Source organism: Streptomyces sp. NBC_01012 (assembly GCF_045162755.1).
GTDB lineage: Bacteria > Actinomycetota > Actinomycetes > Streptomycetales > Streptomycetaceae > Streptomyces.
On the sequence record NZ_CP108688.1, the window covers coordinates 6,426,936 to 6,446,564 of the forward strand.

General features: G+C 68.6%; 16 protein-coding genes and 1 pseudogene. 12 read left to right on the forward strand and 5 right to left on the reverse strand.

The window, feature by feature from the left end; all coding sequences use genetic code 11:
* Positions 1–35: 35 nt before the first annotated feature.
* Positions 36–827 (reverse strand): MIP/aquaporin family protein, encoded by a 792-nt coding sequence (locus OG623_RS28940; RefSeq protein WP_406150469.1) that lies wholly within the window; start codon positions 825–827, stop codon positions 36–38.
* A gap of 258 nt (positions 828–1,085) precedes the next feature.
* Positions 1,086–1,850, reverse strand: coding sequence for an IclR family transcriptional regulator (locus tag OG623_RS28945; protein ID WP_406150471.1), 765 nt, complete (start codon positions 1,848–1,850; stop codon positions 1,086–1,088).
* 240 nt (positions 1,851–2,090) lie between these two features.
* Between OG623_RS28945 and metH the strand changes: the two genes are divergently transcribed.
* The 3 genes from metH (at position 2,091) to OG623_RS28960 (ending at position 8,398) form a co-directional block, all read left to right on the forward strand.
* Positions 2,091–5,603, forward strand: a complete 3,513-nt coding sequence (metH, locus tag OG623_RS28950; protein ID WP_406150473.1) for a methionine synthase — start codon at positions 2,091–2,093, stop codon at positions 5,601–5,603.
* 140 nt (positions 5,604–5,743) lie between these two features.
* Positions 5,744–6,442, forward strand: coding sequence for an HAD-IA family hydrolase (locus tag OG623_RS28955; RefSeq protein WP_406150475.1), 699 nt, complete (start codon positions 5,744–5,746; stop codon positions 6,440–6,442).
* A gap of 366 nt (positions 6,443–6,808) precedes the next feature.
* A complete protein-coding gene (locus tag OG623_RS28960; RefSeq protein ID WP_406150476.1) occupies positions 6,809–8,398 on the forward strand; it encodes an ABC transporter substrate-binding protein in 1,590 nt (529 codons plus the stop codon).
* A 78-nt stretch (positions 8,399–8,476) separates the two neighbouring features.
* Here OG623_RS28960 and OG623_RS28965 read toward each other — a convergent pair whose 3' ends face one another.
* Both OG623_RS28965 and OG623_RS28970 read right to left on the reverse strand, forming a co-directional pair.
* On the reverse strand, positions 8,477–9,148 hold the full coding sequence (locus OG623_RS28965; protein WP_329421941.1) for a response regulator transcription factor: 672 nt from the start codon (positions 9,146–9,148) through the stop codon (positions 8,477–8,479).
* 9 nt (positions 9,149–9,157) lie between these two features.
* Positions 9,158–10,003: a RecB family exonuclease gene (locus OG623_RS28970; protein ID WP_406152043.1), complete on the reverse strand. Its 846-nt coding sequence runs from the start codon at positions 10,001–10,003 to the stop codon at positions 9,158–9,160.
* A 172-nt stretch (positions 10,004–10,175) separates the two neighbouring features.
* Between OG623_RS28970 and OG623_RS28975 the strand changes: the two genes are divergently transcribed.
* The 3 genes from OG623_RS28975 to OG623_RS28985 all read left to right on the forward strand — a co-directional run bounded on the left by OG623_RS28975 (position 10,176) and on the right by OG623_RS28985 (position 13,168).
* Positions 10,176–11,426, forward strand: a complete 1,251-nt coding sequence (locus OG623_RS28975) for a site-2 protease family protein (protein WP_406150477.1) — start codon at positions 10,176–10,178, stop codon at positions 11,424–11,426.
* A gap of 41 nt (positions 11,427–11,467) precedes the next feature.
* The gene (locus OG623_RS28980) at positions 11,468–12,373 is read left to right on the forward strand and encodes a tRNA (adenine-N1)-methyltransferase (protein ID WP_406150479.1); all 906 of its coding nucleotides are present in this window, start codon (positions 11,468–11,470) and stop codon (positions 12,371–12,373) included.
* A 198-nt stretch (positions 12,374–12,571) separates the two neighbouring features.
* Positions 12,572–13,168 carry a hypothetical protein gene (locus tag OG623_RS28985; RefSeq protein ID WP_406152045.1) on the forward strand — a complete coding sequence of 199 codons (597 nt, stop codon included), beginning with the start codon at positions 12,572–12,574 and terminating at the stop codon, positions 13,166–13,168.
* Between the two features lie 39 nt (positions 13,169–13,207).
* Here OG623_RS28985 and OG623_RS28990 read toward each other — a convergent pair whose 3' ends face one another.
* The gene (locus OG623_RS28990) at positions 13,208–13,519 is read right to left on the reverse strand and encodes a ferredoxin (RefSeq protein WP_362889304.1); all 312 of its coding nucleotides are present in this window, start codon (positions 13,517–13,519) and stop codon (positions 13,208–13,210) included.
* A 241-nt stretch (positions 13,520–13,760) separates the two neighbouring features.
* On the opposite strand from OG623_RS28990, the gene arc reads away from it, so the two are divergent.
* The 6 genes and pseudogenes from arc to prcA all read left to right on the forward strand — a co-directional run bounded on the left by arc (position 13,761) and on the right by prcA (position 19,597).
* Positions 13,761–15,527 carry a proteasome ATPase gene (gene arc / locus OG623_RS28995; protein ID WP_406150481.1) on the forward strand — a complete coding sequence of 589 codons (1,767 nt, stop codon included), beginning with the start codon at positions 13,761–13,763 and terminating at the stop codon, positions 15,525–15,527.
* A 227-nt stretch (positions 15,528–15,754) separates the two neighbouring features.
* On the forward strand, positions 15,755–17,266 hold the full coding sequence (dop, locus tag OG623_RS29000) for a depupylase/deamidase Dop (protein WP_406150483.1): 1,512 nt from the start codon (positions 15,755–15,757) through the stop codon (positions 17,264–17,266).
* 120 nt (positions 17,267–17,386) lie between these two features.
* On the forward strand, positions 17,387–17,605 hold the full coding sequence (locus OG623_RS29005) for a ubiquitin-like protein Pup (protein WP_277334824.1): 219 nt from the start codon (positions 17,387–17,389) through the stop codon (positions 17,603–17,605).
* Positions 17,606–17,718: 113 nt separating this feature from the next.
* Positions 17,719–17,896: pseudogene (locus tag OG623_RS29010) on the forward strand (endonuclease domain-containing protein); the annotation flags it as partial.
* Positions 17,848–18,693 (forward strand): proteasome subunit beta, encoded by an 846-nt coding sequence (gene prcB / locus OG623_RS29015; RefSeq protein ID WP_406150484.1) that lies wholly within the window; start codon positions 17,848–17,850, stop codon positions 18,691–18,693. The pseudogene OG623_RS29010 and the gene prcB, both read left to right, overlap by 49 nt.
* Positions 18,694–18,748: 55 nt before the next feature.
* Positions 18,749–19,597 (forward strand): proteasome subunit alpha, encoded by an 849-nt coding sequence (gene prcA / locus OG623_RS29020; protein WP_406150485.1) that lies wholly within the window; start codon positions 18,749–18,751, stop codon positions 19,595–19,597.
* Positions 19,598–19,629: the final 32 nt, after the last annotated feature.

Here is a 19,629-nt window from a genome sequence, read left to right on the forward strand (position 1 = left end):
GCTCCCGGAAGTCTGTGTGGTGGTGAGGTGGGGTCTCAGGCGAAGGCGACGTTGTAGAGCCCGCCGGCCAGCGCGCCCCCGACGAGCGGTCCTACAACAGGTACCCAGGCGTAGCCCCAGTCGGATCCGCCCTTGTTCGGCAGGGGCAGCAGCGCGTGCACGATCCGCGGACCGAGGTCGCGCACCGGGTTGATCGCATAGCCGGTCGGGCCGCCGAGCGACAGACCGATACCGACGACGACCAGGGCGGTGATCAGGGCACCGAGCGCGCCGAGGCCGTTGCCCTCGTCGTTCAGGCCCTGGGTCAGGATCGCCAGGATCAGCACGAAGGTGGCGATGATCTCCGTGACGACGTTCTGCACCGCGTGCCGGATCTCCGGGCCCGTGGTGAAGATGCCGAGCACGGGGCCGGCCTTGGGTGCCGCCGCCTGGTCGACCATGCCGTCCTCGGACGGCTGGTCCTTCACGATCTCGGGATCGGTGAGGTGCGCGTGGAACTGGCCGTAGTACACGGCCCAGACGAGCACGGCACCGATGATCGCGCCGAGCAGCTCGGAGGCGAGGTACAGGGGCACGTCGCTCCACGCGGTGCCCCCCTCGATCGCGAGACCGATCGTGACGGCCGGATTGAGGTGGGCGCCGGACACGCCCGAGGCTATGTAGGCACCGGTGAGCACGGCGAAGCCCCACCCGAAGGTGATGGCGAGCCAGCCCGCGTTGTGCGCCTTGGAGCGCTTGAGTGTGACGGCGGCACAGACACCGCCGCCGAGCAGTACGAGAACGGCGGTACCGATGGTCTCGCCGATGAAGATGTCGGAGCTGGACACCGCGACTCCTTTGTCCTTCGTCCAGGGGAAGGCGAAACACCGGGTCCCTCCGGTGATCGCGCCCCCAGGGGGTACCCGCTGAGTGCGGCCACCTCACCTGTAGGGCTTGACCGGCCCTCGGCACTGTCACACTCTAACGCTTATTGCCGTTAAGTGTTCGGCAATGCCGACCGGTGAACGGCAATGTTTCTCCCCGAGGGTGGGTGCGTCAAGAGCTCTGTGATGAGCGACTCGATCGTTACCGGTGGAGCGGACGGCTCAGAAGCGCCCGGCGCCCAGGTCCCGGGAGACGGCGCGGGCGCAGTCGCGTACGGCCGCGACGAGTTCGGGCCGCAGCTCGCCGCCGGAGCAGACGCGCTCCACGGCGCCCGTCACGGCGACGGCGCCGACCGGCATCCTGCGTCGGTCGTGGATGGGGGCAGCGGCCGCCGCCACGCCCTCCCAGGTCTCCTCGACATCGGCCGCCCAGCCCTGTGCGCGGGTCAGGGCGAGCAGCGACTCGAACTCCTCGTCGCCGGTGACGGTCCGCGGGGTGAACGACCGGCGCTCCACCTCGGTGGCCTCGCTGTGCGCGACCGGGTCGTAGGCGGCGAGTACCTTGCCCAGGGCCGTGGAGTGCAGCGGCTGCATGGCTCCGACCTCCAGCACCTGGCGGCTGTCGTCGGGCCGGAAGACATGGTGGACGATCAGCACCCCGTGCTGGTGCAGCACGCCCAGGTGGACGCTCTCGCCGCTGGAGCGGGCCAGGTCGTCGGTCCACACCAGCGCGCGGGCCCGCAGTTCGTGCACGTCGAGATAGCTGTTGCCCAGGCGCAGCAGCTCGGCGCCCAGCTGGTAGCGGCCGGACGCGGGGTCCTGTTCGACGAAGCCCTCGTGCTGGAGGGTGCGCAGGATGCCGTGCGCAGTACCCTTGGCCAGGCCCAGCGAGGACGAGATGTCGGACAGGCCGAGGCGGCGCTCGCCACCGGCCAGCAGACGCAGCATCGCGGCTGCCCGCTCGAGCGACTGGATGTTCTTCGCCATCGCGCCGTACTCCTCCACCTCGGTTCGACAATGCTGAACACTATCGGTCCATGCCGACCTCTGTCCGGTGGCGCGACGATTATCCGTCATCCCGCGGGGAGGGCCCGTCACCCGCACAGCATGCAGTCCGCCCCGTGGGACACGACGACCGGCCCGGCCGCCTCCCCGCTAGGCTGGCCGCGTGCCCCTTCCCATGAAGGGCTCAAAGCCGACAGCCGTCGCATCCCAGGGAGAACATCCATGGCCTCGTCGCCGACCCCCTCCGCTGACAGCCGCAACCGAGCCGCAGCGCTCCGTGAGGCGCTCGCCACCCGGGTGGTGGTGGCCGACGGTGCCATGGGCACCATGCTTCAGGCCCAGGAGCCCACGCTCGACGACTTCGAGAACCTCGAAGGCTGCAACGAGATCCTGAACGTCACCCGGCCCGACATCGTCCGCTCGGTGCACGAGGAGTACTTCGCGGTCGGTGTGGACTGCGTCGAGACGAACACCTTCGGAGCCAACGCCTCCGCCCTGGGCGAGTACGACATCCCCGGCAGGATCCACGAGCTGTCCGAGTCCGGCGCCGCCATCGCGCGCGAGGTCGCCGACCGGTTCACCGAATCCACCGGACAGCAGCGCTGGGTGCTCGGCTCCATCGGCCCCGGCACCAAGCTGCCGACGCTGGGCCACGCCCCCTACACGGTGCTGCGCGACGGCTTCCAGCAGAACGCCGAGGGGCTGATCGCCGGCGGCGCGGACGCCCTCATCATCGAGACCACCCAGGACCTCCTGCAGACCAAGGCCGCCGTGCTGGGTGCGCGACGCGCCCTGGAGGCGCTGGGCAGCGACCTGCTGGTGCTGTGTTCCCTGGCCTTCGAGACCACCGGCACCATGCTGCTCGGGTCCGAGATCGGGGCCGCGCTGACCGCGCTCGAACCGCTCGGCGTCGACATGATCGGCCTCAACTGCTCGACCGGCCCCGCCGAGATGAGCGAGCACCTGCGCTACCTCACGCGCCACTCCCGTATCCCGCTGCTCTGCATGCCGAACGCCGGGCTGCCTGTGCTCACCAAGGACGGCGCGCACTTCCCGCTCGACGCGGAGGGCCTGGCCGACGCCCAGGAGACCTTCGTCCAGGAGTACGGCCTCTCGCTCGTCGGCGGCTGCTGCGGCACCACACCCGAGCACCTGCGCCAGCTCGTCGACCGCGTCCGCGGCTCCGACATCACCGCCAGGGCCCCGCACCCCGAGCCCGGCGCCGCCTCGCTCTACCAGACCGTCCCCTTCCGCCAGGACACCTCGTACCTGGCGATCGGCGAGCGTACGAACGCCAACGGATCCAAGAAGTTCCGCGAGGCCATGCTCGACGCCCGCTGGGACGACTGCGTGGAGATGGCCCGCGACCAGATCCGCGAGGGCGCCCACATGCTCGACCTCTGCGTCGACTACGTGGGACGCGACGGCGTCGCCGACATGGAGGAGCTGGCCGGCCGCTTCGCCACCGCCTCCACCCTGCCGATCGTCCTGGACTCCACCGAGGTGCCCGTCCTGCGCGCCGGCCTGGAGAAGCTGGGCGGCCGGGCCGTACTCAACTCCGTCAACTACGAGGACGGGGACGGCCCCGAGTCCCGCTTCGCCAAGGTCAGCGCCCTGGCCTCCGAGCACGGCGCCGCGCTGATCGCGCTGACCATCGACGAGGAGGGCCAGGCCCGCACCGTCGAGCACAAGGTCGCCATCGCCGAACGGCTCATCGAGGACCTCACCACCAACTGGGGCATCCACGAGTCCGACATCCTCATCGACTGCCTGACCTTCACCATCTGCACGGGCCAGGAGGAGTCCCGCAAGGACGGGATCGCCACGATCGGGGCCATCCGCGAGCTGAAGCGGCGCCACCCCGAGGTGCAGACCACCCTCGGCCTCTCCAACATCTCCTTCGGCCTCAACCCCGCCGCCCGCGTCGTCCTGAACTCCGTGTTCCTGGACGAGTGCGTCAAGGCCGGTCTCGACTCCGCGATCGTGCACGCCTCCAAGATCCTGCCGATCGCCCGGCTGGAGGAGGAGCAGGTCAAGGTCGCCCTCGACCTCATCCACGACCGCCGGGAGGAGGGCTACGACCCGCTGCAGCGGCTCATGGAGCTCTTCGAGGGCGTCAACATGAAGTCGATGAAGGAGGGCAAGGCCGAGGAGCTCCTCGCCCTGCCGCTGGACGAGCGGCTCCAGCGCCGCATCATCGACGGCGAGAAGAACGGTCTGGAGGCCGACCTCGACGAGGCGCTGCTGACCAGGCCGGCGCTGGAGATCGTCAACGACACCCTGCTGGCCGGCATGAAGGTCGTCGGCGAGCTCTTCGGCTCAGGGCAGATGCAGCTGCCGTTCGTGCTCCAGTCCGCCGAGGTCATGAAGAGCGCGGTGGCCCATCTGGAGCCGCACATGGAGAAGACCGACGACGACGGCAAGGGCACCATCGTGCTCGCCACGGTCCGCGGTGACGTCCACGACATCGGCAAGAACCTCGTCGACATCATCCTGTCCAACAACGGCTTCAACGTGGTCAACCTGGGCATCAAGCAGCCCGTATCGGCGATCCTGGAGGCGGCCGAGGAACACCGCGCCGATGTCATCGGCATGTCGGGCCTCCTGGTGAAGTCCACCGTGATCATGAAGGAGAACCTGGAGGAGCTGAACCAGCGCAAGCTGGCGGCCGATTACCCGGTGATCCTGGGCGGGGCCGCCCTCACCAGGGCCTACGTCGAACAGGACCTGCACGAGATCTACGAGGGCGAAGTCCGCTACGCCCGCGACGCGTTCGAGGGCCTGCGGCTGATGGACGCCCTGATCGCCGTCAAGCGCGGTGTCCCCGGCGCCGGCCTCCCCGAGCTGAAGCAGCGCCGTGTACCCAAGCGGGACACCCCGGTGGTCGAGGTGGAGGAGCCGGAGGAGGGCGTGCGGTCCGACGTCTCGGTCACCAACCCGGTGCCCGAGCCGCCCTTCTGGGGGACCAGGGTCGTCAAGGGCATCCAGCTCAAGGAGTACGCCTCCTGGCTGGACGAGGGCGCGCTCTTCAAGGGCCAGTGGGGCCTCAAGCAGGCCCGCGCCGGTGACGGTCCGACGTACGAGGAGCTCGTGGAGCGGGAGGGCAGGCCGCACCTGCGCGGCTGGCTCGACAAGCTGCACACCGAGAACCTGCTGGAAGCCGCCGTCGTCTACGGCTACTTCCCCTGCGTCTCCAAGGGCGACGACCTGATCCTGCTGCACGAGGACGGCTCGGAGCGCACTCGCTTCACCTTCCCGCGCCAGCGCCGCGGCCGCCGCCTCTGCCTCGCGGACTTCTTCCGGCCCGAGGAGTCGGGCGAGACGGACGTGATCGGCCTCCAGGTGGTCACGGTCGGCTCGAAGATCGGCGGGGCCACCGCCGAGCTGTTCGAGGCGAACGCCTACCGCGACTACCTGGAGCTGCACGGGCTGTCCGTGCAGCTGGCCGAGGCGCTCGCCGAGTACTGGCACGCACGGGTCCGCAGCGAGCTCGGCTTCGCCGGCGAGGACCCGTCCGGGGTCGAGGACATGTTCGCGCTGAAGTACCGCGGGGCGCGCTTCTCGCTCGGCTACGGTGCCTGCCCCGACCTGGAGGACCGGGCGAAGATCGCCGGGCTCCTGGAGCCCGAGCGGATCGGCGTGAAGCTCTCCGAGGAGTTCCAGCTGCACCCCGAGCAGTCCACGGACGCGATCGTCATCCACCACCCGGAGGCGAAGTACTTCAACGCACGGTAGGGCACTGTTCAACGCGCGGTAAGGCACCGCTCCGCGCGCCGTGGAGACACGAGTCGTAGAATTGTCGGTCCAGTGCAGGCCGGTCGCCGTTCCCACCGGGAAGGCGGCCGGCCTTCTCGTCCCTCATGGAGGTGTGCCGGATGACCAGTACGGTCCCCGCGTCCCTGACCCGTACGACCGAAGGGTCGGCGCTGCAAGCCGTCCTGCTCGACATGGACGGCACACTGGTCGACACCGAGGGGTTCTGGTGGGACGTGGAGGTCGAGGTCTTCGCCGACCTCGGTCACCGGCTGGAGACGGCCTGGCGCGAGGTGGTGGTCGGCGGGCCGATGACCCGTAGCGCCGGCTATCTCATCGAGGTCACCGGCGCCGACATCGCCATGGAAGAGCTCACGGTGCTGCTCAACGACCGCTTCGAGAAGCGCATCGGACGCGGCGTCCCGCTGATGCCGGGCGCCGCCCGGCTGCTCGCCGAGCTCGCCGCGCACGAGGTGCCCACCGCCCTGGTCTCCGCATCGCACCGGCGCATCATCGACCGGGTCCTGGACTCCGTGGGCCGTCACCACTTCGCGCTCACGGTCGCGGGCGACGAGGTGACCCGCACGAAGCCCCACCCCGAGCCCTATCTCACGGCGGCGGCGGGCTTCGGCGCGGATCCCGGGCGCTGCGCGGTCATCGAGGACACCGCCACGGGAGTCGCCGCTGCCGAGGCCGCGGGCTGCAAGGTCGTCGCCGTACCCTCCGTGGCGCCGATCGCCGCCGCGCCGGGCAGGACGGTCGTCACCTCTCTGGAGCAGGTCGATCTCGCATTTCTCCGGGGCTTTGTCGCCGGTGAGTGACAGCCGTCATACCGAGCGTATTTCGTCGAAGACCGACAACAATTCGCGCCCGAATTCTGTTCGTTCCCCGCTTTCGCGCGCCGTTTAAATCAGGTCCATGTCAATGCATCCCGTCGGTCGACGGGGTGACGTTCGTCACTCGATGTAACGTTCCAGGGGTCTTGAATTCAGCCAGGTCGGCTGATTCGAGACCCCTTTACGTCCGTATTCATGAAGGCGTGTACGAAACATTCCCGAGCGTGACATGGACAACCCGTCATCGGTGATCACCGAGCGAATACGGGCCCGATCCGCACCGGTCAAGTCCCCCTGCGGCGCCTACTAATCTCGGTTTTCTCACATGCCGGAATGAGGGAGAACGTCCAGATGAACCGCAAGACGCTGGTGCTGCCGGCCGTAGTGGGCCTGCTCGTACCCGTGCTCGCCGCCTGCGGCGGGTCGGACGACGGGGGCGATGCCATCGTTGTCGGGACCACGGACCAGTTCATCGCCTCGAAGGACAACCCGGCCCCCCTCGACCCCGCCATCGGCTACGACGCCGGCATATGGAACCTGCTGCGCCAGACGGTGCAGACCCTGACGCACATCCCGCGCGGTGGCGGCGAGCCCGTGCCCGAGGCGGCCAAGAGCTGCGCTTTCACCGACACGGAGAACGAGAGCTACCGCTGCACGCTGCGCGACGGGCTCACCTTCGCCGACGGCACCCCCGTCACCCCGGAGGACGTCAAGTACTCCTTCCAGCGGGTCATCGACATCAACTACGGCAGTGGTCCCGTCGGCCTGCTCACCAACATCGACACGATGGAGACCAAGGGCGAGAACGAGATCGTCTTCCATCTGAAGAGCTCGGACGCGACCTTCCCCTACAAGCTCGCCACGCCGCCCGCCGGGATCGTCCAGAAGGACAAGTACCCGGCGAAGGAGGCCCGTGAGGGCTTCCAGATCGACGGATCAGGCCCGTACATGATGGAGCCCGAGGTCAAGGGCGACAAGGTCGTCAAGGTGGTCTTCACCAAGAACCCGAAGTACAAGGGCGATCTGAAGGTCAGGAACGAGAAGGTCGAGATGGATCTCTTCCCCGACGCGAAGGCGATGGGCAAGGCTCTCGACGACAAGAAGATCGACATGATGACGCGCACCATGTCGCCCGAGCAGGCACAGGAGATGCTGGCGGAGCCGAAGGAGGGCGTGAAGCTCACCGAGATGCCCGGCTTCGCCATCAGCTACGTCGCGTTCAACACCGAGGACCCCACGGTGAAGGACAAGGCCGTCCGTCAGGCCGTGGCCCAGATCATCGACCGCGGGGCCGTCGCCAGCAAGGTGTACGGCAGCACCGCCGAGCCGCTCTACTCGCTGATCCCGTCCGGCATCACCAACCACACCAACTCCTTCTACAACAAGTACGGTGAGCCCGACGCGAACGCGGCCGCCGAGACCCTGGACAAGGCCGGTATCAGCACACCGGTGAAGTTCACGCTGCACTACACGACCGACCACTACGGCCCCGCCACCAAGGCGGAGTACGAGACACTGGCGAAGCAGCTCAACGAAACGAAGCTGTTCGACGTCGACGTGCAGGGCACGCCCTGGGACGAGTTCCGGCGCCACCAGAGGAAGGGTGACTACGCCGTCTACGGCATGGGCTGGTTCCCCGACTTCCCGGACCCGGACACCTACATCGCGCCGTTCATCGACAAGGGCAACTTCCTCAACGCGCCCTACCGTTCGGCCCAGGCGGACACGCTCATCCCGCAGTCCCGCCGCGAGGCCGACCGCAGCGCCGCGGCGCCCACCTTCGAGAAGCTCCAGAACATCGTCGCCGACGACGTCCCCGTGCTCCCCGTCTGGCAGGGCAAGCAGTACGTCGCCTCGCTCGACGAGCTGGCCGGTGTGGAGTACGCCGTCACCTCGTCGGCCGACCTCCAGCTCTGGGAGCTCGAACAGAGCGGGTCCTGACGCCGCTTCGCGTACGAACCGGCGCGGTCCGGGCCCCATCGGCCCCGGACCGCGCCGGTTCTGCGTCTCCGCCCCGTCTCACTGGGCGCCGGGACGCACCAGTCCGCTCTCGTACGCGTAGACGGCGGCCTGCACACGGTCGCGCAGGCTCAGCTTCGTCAGCACATGACCCACGTGTGTCTTGACCGTCGTCTCGCTGACGAACAGGTCGGCGGCGATCTCCGCGTTGGACAGGCCGCGCGCCACCAGCTTCAGCACCTCCACCTCGCGCTCGGTGAGGGTGTGCAGGGCGTCGGGGACGGGGTCCTCGCCCGAGGGCAGATGGTCGGCGTACTTGTCGAGCAGCCGGCGCGTGATGCTCGGCGCCAGCATCGCCTCTCCCGCCGCCACCACCCGGATGGCCTGCACCAGCTCGTTGGCCGGGGCGTCCTTCAGAAGGAAGCCGCTGGCGCCGGCGCGCAGCGCCTCCACCACGTACTCGTCGAGATCGAACGTCGTCAGCACCAGAACCTTCGCCGGGCCGTCCCGCCCCGGGCCCGTGATCTGGCGGGTCGCCTCGACCCCGTCCATCCGCGGCATCCGGATGTCCATGAGCACGACATCGGGCTGAAGGGCCCGCACCTGCTCGATGGCCTGCAGGCCGTCCCCGGCCTCACCGACCACAGCCAGATCGCCCTCCGCCTCCAGGATCATCCGGAAACCGGTGCGCAGCAGTGGTTGGTCATCGACGAGCAGGACGCGGATAGCCACGTAATCTCCTTAAGGGCCTTCGAGGGCCACGGACGGGCCGGCCTCGGCCCTGGCCGGCTCCATTCTGCCCTGCACAGCCTCCACCGATTCGGGCGGGCGCACGGACAGCGGATAGACCGGGGGAGTCCCGCCGAATTCGGGGCAGACCGCCTGGTGGTCGCACCAGCCGCACAGCTTCGTCGGCCTCGGCCGCCAGTCGCCCGTCTCGGTGGCCAGCCGGATCGCCTCCCACAGCGCCAGCAGCTTGCGCTCGACCCGCTCCAGATCGGCCGGGACCGGGTCGTACGTCAGGACGTCACCACTGCCGAGATAGACCAGCTGGAGCCGGCGCGGCACCACGTTCTTCAGACGCCACACCACCAGGGCGTAGAACTTCATCTGGAACAGCGCACTCTCCGCGTACTCCGGGCGCGGCGCCTTGCCCGTCTTGTAGTCCACGATGCGCACATCACCCGTCGGGGCCACATCGACCCGGTCGATCACCCCACGCAGCCGCAGACCCGAATCCAGCTCCGTCTCGACGAACAGCTCCCGCTCCGCCGGCTCCAGGCGGGTCGGGTCCTCCAGCGAGAACCACCGCTCCACGAGCCGCTCCGCCTCGCCCAGCCACCCCGCGAGCCGCTCGCCCCCCGGATCCCCCTCGAAGAGCTCCGTCAGCTCGGGCTTCGACTCCAGCAGCCGGTCCCACTGCCCGGGGATCAGCGCCTTGGCCCGCGGCGCCGTACGGTCCGTCGCCGGGGCGTCGAAGAGCCGCTCGAGCACCGCATGCACCAGCGTGCCCCGGGTAGCAGCCTCACTGGGCTTCTCGGGGAGCTTGTCGATGACGCGGAAGCGGTACAGCAGGGGGCACTGCATGAAATCGTTCGCGCGCGACGGCGACAGGGACGAGGGTGGCTGAGGCGGGCGCGGTACGGACGTCATGTCGCAGACCCTACGGCCCGCCACCGACACCCGTCGGCATACCATCGACGGCAGAGCCCGCACACAGCATGATCGTGGCAGAAGAGCCACCGACCGGAGGGACCCCGTGGACGAGAGCGGCGACAGCGGGCGCCCGCGGCCCGGCACAGGGGGCAAGGACCCCGGCACCGGCCCCGACAAGGGCAAGCAGCGGCGACCCGCGGAGCCCGGCGGCGGCCTGCTCATGGGCCGCCCCTTCGGCGTGCCCGTGTACGTGGCTCCCAGCTGGTTCGTCGTCGCCGCCCTGATCACCTGGGTGTTCGGCGGACAGCTCGACCGGGTGCTGCCCGAGCTCGGCGGCCTCCGCTATCTGGTCGCGCTCTTCTTCGCGATCGCCTTCTACGCGTCCGTACTCGTCCACGAGCTCGCCCACACCGTCGCCGCACTGCGCTACAAACTGCCGGTGCGCCGCATCCAGCTCCAGTTCTTCGGCGGAGTCTCCGAGATCGAGAAGGAGTCCGAGACCCCCGGGCGCGAGTTCGTCCTCGCCTTCGTGGGACCCCTGCTCTCCCTCGTGCTCGGCGGTGTCTTCTACATCCCGCTCCAGTTCGTCGAGGCGGGCACCGTCCCCGGCGTGCTCCTCGCCGGCCTGATGATCTCCAACCTCATCGTCGCCGCCTTCAACCTGCTGCCAGGGCTGCCCTTGGACGGCGGCCGCATGCTCCGCGCCGTCGTATGGAAGATCACGGGCAAGCCGATGAGCGGCACCGTCGCCGCCGCGTGGGTCGGCCGGGGCCTCGCCGTCACCGTCCTCGTCGGACTGCCCCTGCTCACCCACACCGGCGCCCTCGGCAACTCCACCAGCGACATCAGCGGCATGGAGACCGTCACCGACGCGCTGCTCGCCGCGATCCTCGCCGGCATCATCTGGACCGGCGCGGGCAACAGCCTGCGCATGGCCCGCCTGCGGGAGCACCTCCCCGACCTCCGGGCCCGCACCCTCACCCGGCGGGCCGTGCCCGTCGAGTCCGCCACCCCGCTCTCCGAGGCACTGCGCCGCGCCAACGAGGCCGGTGCCCGCGCCCTGGTCGTCGTCGACGGACAGGGCAGCCCCAAGGGCGTCGTCCGGGAGGCGGCCATCGTCGGCGTCCCCGAACACCGCCGGCCCTGGGTGGCCGTCAGCGGTCTCTCCCAGGACATCACCGACGGCATGAAGGTCCCCGCGGAACTGGCCGGCGAAGCCCTCCTGGACCGGCTCAAGGCCACCCCCGCCACCGAGTACCTGGTGGTCGAGGAGACCGGCGAGATCTACGGCGTACTCTCCACCGCCGACGTCGAGCGCGCCTTCGTCAAGGCCATGGCCAGACCGTCGGCCTGACACCCGGAAGGCGGCGCGCCAAATACCGGTAGGCTGTTCACATGTCCGAACCGACCGGTGCCGCCCGCCGTCGCGGCCCATTCAAAGTCGGGGACCAGGTCCAGCTCACCGACCCCAAGGGACGCCACTACACCTTCACGCTCGAAGCCGGAAAGAACTTCCACACCCACAAGGGTTCTTTCCCGCACGACGAGCTGATCGGTGCTCCCGAGGGCAGTGTTGTCCGTACCACGGGAAACGTCGCCTATCTCGCGCTGCGCCCCCTGCTCCCCGACTACGTCCTGTCCATGCCCCGCGGTGCCGCCGTGGTCTACCCGAAGGACGCGGGCCAGGTCCTCGCCTTCGGCGACATCTTCCCCGGCGCGCGCGTCGTCGAAGCCGGCGTCGGCTCGGGTGCGCTGAGTACCTTCCTGCTGCGCGCCATCGGCGAGCAGGGCATGCTGCACTCCTACGAGCGCCGCGAGGACTTCGCCGAGATCGCCCAGCAGAACGTCGAACGCTACTTCGGCGCGCCGCACCCGGCCTGGGAACTCACCGTCGGCGACCTCCAGGACAACCTCTCGGACACCGACGTCGACCGCGTGGTCCTCGACATGCTCGCCCCGTGGGAGTGCCTGGAGGCCGTCTCCAAGGCCCTGGTGCCCGGCGGCATCCTCTGCGCGTACGTCGCGACCACGACCCAGCTCTCGCGGACCGTCGAGTCCATCCGCGAGATCGGCTGCTTCGCGGAACCGCAGCCCTGGGAGTCGATGATCCGCAACTGGCACGTCGAGGGCCTGGCCGTCCGCCCCGACCACCGGATGATCGGCCACACCGGCTTCCTCGTCACCGCCCGCCGCCTCGCGGACGGCGTCGAGCCGCCCCTGCGCCGCCGCCGTCCCTCCAAGGGCGCCTACGGCGAGGACTACAGCGGTCCCGGCGGCCGGAGCGGCTCCGCCACCGACTGACCCCCTGACACGCACCGGCGCCGCCGCCGAGTTCCCGGACCGACCCGGGAGCTTGGCGGCGGCGCCTTTCCACGCGCGGTGACGACCCCGCCGTTCCCCTGGAGTGTGAGGTGTGGCACGATGCTGGCCACCCCCGCCCGCCGACGTGTGTTCGGCACCGCCTACCCAGGCCTCCAGGAACCACAGGAGACATACCGCGTGCAGACCTCCGCGCTCCCGGACCTCGCGCACACCGACGCCAGGCCGGTGCACTGGCTCGCCACGGCGACAGTGATGGCCGCGGTCGTCGCCGCCGCGGGACTGCTCCAGCCCGACGCAGGCACCGCGACAGCCTCGGCGTCCGAGCACCACGTCACCACGCGGCACGGAAGCGCACCCGCCGCGACGGCGCCCGACCCGGCCACCGTCACCTTCCCCCTCGACTGCGGTGCGGCAGGGCACACCGTGGCCGACAGCGCCCCCGGAGACCTCGACGGGGACGGCGGGCCCGAGACCGTCGCCGTCGTGCACTGCGCCGCCGGGTCGGGCACCCCGCCCAGCGGCATCTACGTCGTCACACAGCCGAGCGGGGCCGCACCCAGGGTCGTGGCGACCCTGGTGGACCCCGCTCAGAAACTGACCGTCACCGACTTCACCGTCAGCGACGGCCGGGTGTCGGCGACCCTGCTCGGCTACTCGTCGACCGACGTGCCGCGCTGCTGCCCCGACGAACTGGAGAACGCCTCCTGGCGGTGGCAGGGCAACGCCTTCATCAAGACGGCGGGCCCGGCCGGCAGCAGCACACGCAGTACCTGAGCCACTGCCGCGGCCACCGCCGTGCCGTCGCCCGCGCTGTCACTCCGCGTCGGGACCGAACACTTCCACGTTGTCCGAAACGCGACGCACATGGATGCAGTCGCCCGGACACTCCTTCGCCGAATCCACGACGTCCCGGAGCAGCGGCAGCGGAACCGGTGTGGTGGCGCCCTTGTCCTGGAGGAGCTCGTCCTCGTCGCTCTTGACGTACGCGAGCCCGTCGATGTCCAGCTCGAACACCTCAGGGGCGTACTGCACACAGATACCGTCGCCCGTACAGAGGTCCTGGTCGATCCAGACCTCGAGATCCTGCGCGTCACTGCCGCCCGGAGCATCCTGCTGCACGGTCATATGTCCTGCCGTTCCCTGCGTATCTGCACCAATTGAAGCCAGCCCTGACGGGTGTTGAACGCTTCGACGATACAACCGCCTGCTTTCCGGTGACGAAGGGTGGGTATTCCCTTGGCGTGAGGGAGAGCGCAAGGGTGAAGATCGGACACACTCCCGGGTCTTTGTGATCTAGGGGTTTCAATCACCACCCACCCAGGTAGGGTCAGGAAGCGTCCAGCTCCCCTTGGAGGAGGTGAGGACCGTGGCAGCCCACGACGACGACATCAACCGCGGCATCCGGCCCGGGCGGGGGTCAGAAGACCCAGCCGGCCAGGTCGCCTATCTCGAGCAGGAAATCGCCGTCCTGCGACGTAAGCTCGCCGACTCTCCGCGTCATACGAGGATTCTCGAAGAGCGGATCGTCGATTTGCAGACCAACCTGGCAGGCGTGTCCGCACAGAACGAGCGGCTCGCCAACACACTCCGGGAGGCCCGCGACCAGATCGTGGCCCTCAAGGAGGAGGTCGACCGGCTCGCGCAGCCGCCGGCCGGCTTCGGTGTCTTCCTGCAGGCCAACGAGGACGACACCTGTGACATCTTCACCGGGGGCCGCAAGCTCCGGGTGAACGTCAGTCCGAGCGTCGAGCTCGAAGGCCTCAGGCGAGGCCAGGAAGTCATGCTCAACGAGGCGCTCAACGTGGTCGAGGCCATGGAATTCGAGCGGGCCGGGGACATCGTCACCCTCAAGGAGATCCTCGAGGACGGCGAGCGCGCCCTGGTCATCGGGCACACCGACGAGGAACGGGTGGTGAGGCTCGCCGAGCCTCTGCTGGACATCACCATCCGCCCCGGCGACGCCCTGCTGCTCGAACCCAGGTCCGGCTACGTCTACGAGGTGGTCCCCAAGAGCGAGGTCGAGGAGCTCGTTCTCGAAGAGGTCCCGGACATCGACTACGACAAGATCGGCGGCCTGGGCGACCAGATCGAACTGATCCGCGACGCGGTCGAGCTCCCGTACCTCCACCCCGACCTCTTCAAGGAGCACGAGCTCCGCCCGCCCAAGGGCATCCTGCTCTACGGACCTCCCGGCTGCGGCAAGACACTCATCGCCAAGGCCGTCGCCAACTCGCTGGCCAAGAAGGTCGCCGAGGTCACAGGACAGCCCGCGGGGAAGAGCTACTTCCTCAACATCAAGGGCCCCGAGCTCCTCAACAAGTACGTCGGTGAGACCGAGCGGCACATCCGCCTCGTCTTCCAGCGTGCCCGGGAGAAGGCGAGCGAGGGCACCCCCGTCATCGTCTTCTTCGACGAGATGGAATCCCTCTTCCGCACCCGTGGTTCCGGTGTCAGCTCGGACGTGGAGAACACCATCGTCCCCCAGCTGCTCGCCGAGATCGACGGTGTGGAGGGCCTGGAGAACGTCATCGTCATCGGTGCCTCCAACCGTGAGGACATGATCGACCCCGCGATCCTGCGGCCCGGCCGTCTCGATGTGAAGATCAAGATCGAGCGTCCGGACGCGGAGGCGGCGAAGGACATCTTCGCGAAGTACCTCACGCCCTCGCTGCCGCTGCACTCGGACGACCTGACCGAGCACACAGGATCCAGGGAGTCCGCCGCCCACGCGATGATCCAGTCCGTCGTGGAGCGGATGTACACGGAATCCGAGGAGAACCGCTTCCTCGAGGTCACCTACGCGAACGGCGACAAGGAAGTCCTGTACTTCAAGGACTTCAACTCCGGAGCGATGATTCAGAACATCGTGGACCGGGCAAAGAAAATGGCCATCAAGGCATTCCTCGAGCAGGGCCAGAAGGGCCTGCGCGTCTCCCATCTCCTCCAGGCATGCGTGGACGAGTTCAAGGAGAACGAGGACCTGCCCAACACCACCAACCCGGACGACTGGGCCAGGATTTCCGGAAAGAAGGGCGAGCGGATCGTGTTCATCCGCACACTCGTCACCGGAAAGCAGGGCGCAGACACCGGTCGCTCCATCGACACGGTGGCAAATACCGGACAGTACCTGTAAAACGCAGACCGGCTGCGGATGCCCGGCAGGGTATCCGCAGCCGGCCGTTTTCCCGGCGGCTCCGGCCACACCCGAACAATGACGCAATTGATCTCCCCACCGGCGCAGAGGCGCTCTAGGCTCTGCCGTACCGCCGAGTCGCGCAGTGCGGGGACGGGCACCGCGGACCAGCAGCGGTACTTGAGCGCCGCTCCCGGAGGGGAGCGACGCCGGGCAAGGAGGGCCGCATGACCGTACGGCGAGTGATGGGCATCGAGACGGAGTACGGAATCTCCGTCGCCGGTCAACCCAACGCCAATGCCATGCTCACCTCGTCCCAGATCGTCAACGCCTACGCGGCGGCGATGCACCGGGCGCGCCGCGCCCGCTGGGATTTCGAGGAGGAGAACCCGCTGCGTGACGCGCGAGGCTTCGACCTCGCCCGCGAGACCGCGGACTCCAGCCAGCTCACGGACGAGGACATCGGCCTGGCCAATGTGATCCTCACCAACGGTGCGCGGCTGTACGTCGACCACGCGCACCCCGAGTACAGCTCACCCGAGATCACCAATCCGCTGGACGCGGTGCTCTGGGACAAGGCCGGTGAGCGGGTGATGGCCGAGGCGGCCGAGCGGGCCGCCGCGATCCCCGGCGCCCAGCCGATCCATCTGTACAAGAACAACACCGACAACAAGGGCGCGTCCTACGGCACGCACGAGAACTACCTGATGAAGAGGGAGACCCCCTTCTCGGACATCGTGCGCCATCTGACCCCGTTCTTCGTCTCCCGCCAGGTCGTCACCGGCGCAGGCCGGGTCGGGATCGGCCAGGACGGCCATGAGCACGGGTTCCAGATCAGTCAGCGCGCCGACTACTTCGAGGTCGAGGTCGGCCTGGAGACGACCCTCAAGCGCCCCATCATCAACACCCGCGACGAGCCGCACTCGGACGCCGAGAAGTACCGCAGGCTGCACGTGATCATCGGCGACGCGAACCTCTCCGAGATCTCGACCTATCTGAAGCTCGGCACCACCTCACTGGTCCTGGCCATGATCGAGGACGGCTTCATCAACGTCGATCTGGCCGTCGACCAGCCGGTCCGTACGCTCCACCAGGTCTCGCACGATCCGACACTGAAGCAGCTGGTCACGCTCCGTAGCGGCCGGACACTCACCGCGGTACAGCTCCAGATGGAGTACTTCGAGCTGGGCAGGAAGTACGTCGAGGAGAAGTACGGGGCGGACGCCGACGAGCAGACCAAGGATGTCCTGGCCCGCTGGGAGGACACCCTGAACCGCCTGGAGAGCGACCCGATGAGCCTGTCGGGCGAGCTGGACTGGATCGCCAAGCGGGAGCTCATGGAGGGCTACCGGCGCCGGGACGGCCTGGACTGGGACGCCCCACGCCTGCACCTGGTCGACCTCCAGTACGCCGACGTACGGCCCGACAAGGGCCTGTACAACCGTCTGGCCGCACGCGGGAAGATCAAGCGGATCCTCGACGAGAGCGACGTCGAGCGCGCCCGTACGCAGCCTCCCGAGGACACCAGGGCCTATTTCCGGGGCCGCTGCCTGGAGCAGTACGCGGACGACGTCGCCGCGGCCTCCTGGGACTCGGTCATCTTCGATCTGCCCGACCGTGACTCGCTCCAGCGGGTCCCCACGATGGAACCGTTGCGGGGTACACGTGCCCACGTCAAGGACCTCCTGGACCGCTGTCGCACCGCGGAAGAGCTGGTCCGGACCCTGACGGGGGGCTGAAAGGCGTCCGGGCTGGGAATCAATCAGATGACCTCCGGACGTTGAGGAAAGTACCGGGCCAATGTCGGACCCCGTAGGTAGGGTCTGATCAAGTGCTTCGAACCGAGCGGGGTGAGCTAGATGGCGACCAAGGACACCGGCGGCGGACAGCAGAAGGCGACACGCTCCACCGAGGGGACCGAGGAGCAGGCGCAGGACGCGCAGGCGTCCGAGGACCTCGCGGAGCGACAGGAGAAGCTCAGCGACGACGTCGACGACGTCCTCGACGAGATCGACGACGTCCTCGAGTCCAACGCCGAGGATTTCGTACGTTCGTTCGTTCAAAAGGGTGGCGAGTAGCAGCCGGGGACCGTCCCAGGCAGCTCGTCGGCGCCCTCGTGTCGCCGGCCGCGCCTTCCGTGGGGTGCCTGCCCACCACAGGGCACCCCACGGAAGTGCTTCTGCACCCGGATCATGTTGATCACCGTCACAGGGCGGGTAGGGTCCGTGGCGTACTGCTTCAACTGCAATTCGGCCATCGGCAAGTTGGGGGATGATCCTGACTCCTTGCGCAGGGCCATCGCATACCTGGAGGGAAACGCGTGGAAGCCAACACTCGTAGCACCGGGCGTCTACCAGCTGCCTTCCTGACGCCGGGATCGTCCTCGTTCATGGACTTCCTGTCCGACCACTCACCCGAGATCCTTCCTGGCAACCGCAGCCTGCCGCCGCTGCAGGGCGCCGTCGAGGCGCCGCACGGCACCACCATCGTCGCGGCCTCCTTCCCCGGCGGGGTCGTCCTCGCCGGTGACCGGCGGGCGACCATGGGGAACATGATCGCGCAGCGCGACATCGAGAAGGTGTTCCCGGCCGACGAGTACTCCGCGGTGGGGATCGCCGGCACGGCGGGTCTCGCCGTGGAGATGGTCAAGCTGTTCCAGCTGGAGCTTGAGCACTTCGAGAAGGTAGAGGGCGCCACGCTCTCCCTGGAGGGCAAGGCCAACCGCCTCTCCACGATGATCCGGAGCAATCTGGCGATGGCCATGCAGGGCCTGGCGGTCGTCCCGCTGTTCGCGGGGTACGACGTCGACCGCGAGAAGGGCCGGATCTTCTCGTACGACGTCACGGGCGGCCGCTCCGAGGAGCGCGGATACGCGGCCACCGGATCGGGCTCCGTCTTCGCGCGCGGGTCGATGAAGAAGCTGTACCGCGAGGACCTGACGGAGGAGCAGACGCTCACCCTGGTCGTGCAGGCCCTGTACGACGCGGCCGACGACGACTCGGCGACGGGTGGCCCCGATGTGGCCCGCCGGATCTATCCGATCGTCACCGTCATCACCGACGAGGGCTTCCGCAGGCTGGACGACACGGATTCCTCGGAGATCGCGCGAGCGATCCTGGAGCGCCGGCTCGAGCAGCCCGACGGCCCCCGTGCCGCGCTGCTCTGACCGGACCGATGCTTCTCCGATGCACTCGTCACTGACAGAAAGGGACGGATAGCCGGTGTCGACGCCGTTCTATGTCTCACCTCAGCAGGCCATGGCCGACCGGGCGGAATACGCCCGGAAGGGCATCGCCCGTGGTCGCAGCCTGGTTGTGCTGCAGTTCGCCGACGGCATTGTGTTCGTCGGTGAGAACCCGTCCCGTGCGCTGCACAAGTTCAGCGAGATCTACGACCGGATCGGCTTCGCCGCCGCCGGCAAGTACAACGAGTACGAGAACCTCCGTATCGGCGGCGTCCGCTACGCCGATCTGCGCGGATACACCTACGACCGCGACGACGTGACGGCCCGTGGGCTGGCCAACGTCTACGCGCAGACGCTCGGCACGATCTTCTCCAGCGCGGCCGAGAAGCCGTACGAGGTGGAGCTGGTGGTCGCCGAGGTCGGTGCCGGGCCCGAGGGCGACCAGATCTACCGGTTGCCGCACGACGGTTCGATCGTGGACGAGCACGGCTCGGTCGCGGTCGGCGGGAACGCCGAGCAGATCAGCACCTTCCTCGACCAGCGCCATCGTGACGGGATGTCGCTCGCCGAGGCGCTGAAGCTGGCCGTGCAGGCGCTCTCCAGGGAGGCCAACGGCAACGAGCGGGAGATTCCCGCCGAGCGTCTGGAGGTCGCGGTCCTGGACCGTACGAGGCCTCAGCAGCGCAAGTTCAAGCGGATCGTCGGCCGGCAGCTGACCAGGCTGCTGGACGCGGACGGCGCGGGGGCGACCCCGACGGACGCTCCGTCCGACACGGAGGAGCCGGAGGGCGGTGCCGCCCCGGCCGCCGATGCCGAGGCCCCCGCCAAGGGCACGGACGGCCCTGAGGAGGGCACGGGCGGCGCTTCGAAGGATTCGAAGGAGTAGCGCGAAAGTCCTGACCTGCCCCCGGGCTCCTG

Bases quoted from the DNA above. Each gene is read 5' to 3' on its own strand.
- OG623_RS28970 (WP_406152043.1), bottom strand. From the start codon at position 10,003: ATGCAGTGCCCCCTGCTGTACCGCTTCCGCGTCATCGACAAGCTCCCC.
- OG623_RS28945 (WP_406150471.1), bottom strand. From the start codon at position 1,850: ATGGCGAAGAACATCCAGTCGCTCGAGCGGGCAGCCGCGATGCTGCGT.
- OG623_RS29005 (WP_277334824.1), top strand. From the start codon at position 17,387: ATGGCGACCAAGGACACCGGCGGCGGACAGCAGAAGGCGACACGCTCC.
- dop (WP_406150483.1), top strand. From the start codon at position 15,755: ATGACCGTACGGCGAGTGATGGGCATCGAGACGGAGTACGGAATCTCC.
- OG623_RS28955 (WP_406150475.1), top strand. From the start codon at position 5,744: ATGACCAGTACGGTCCCCGCGTCCCTGACCCGTACGACCGAAGGGTCG.
- OG623_RS28980 (WP_406150479.1), top strand. From the start codon at position 11,468: ATGTCCGAACCGACCGGTGCCGCCCGCCGTCGCGGCCCATTCAAAGTC.
- metH (WP_406150473.1), top strand. From the start codon at position 2,091: ATGGCCTCGTCGCCGACCCCCTCCGCTGACAGCCGCAACCGAGCCGCA.
- OG623_RS28990 (WP_362889304.1), bottom strand. From the start codon at position 13,519: ATGACCGTGCAGCAGGATGCTCCGGGCGGCAGTGACGCGCAGGATCTC.
- OG623_RS28960 (WP_406150476.1), top strand. From the start codon at position 6,809: ATGAACCGCAAGACGCTGGTGCTGCCGGCCGTAGTGGGCCTGCTCGTA.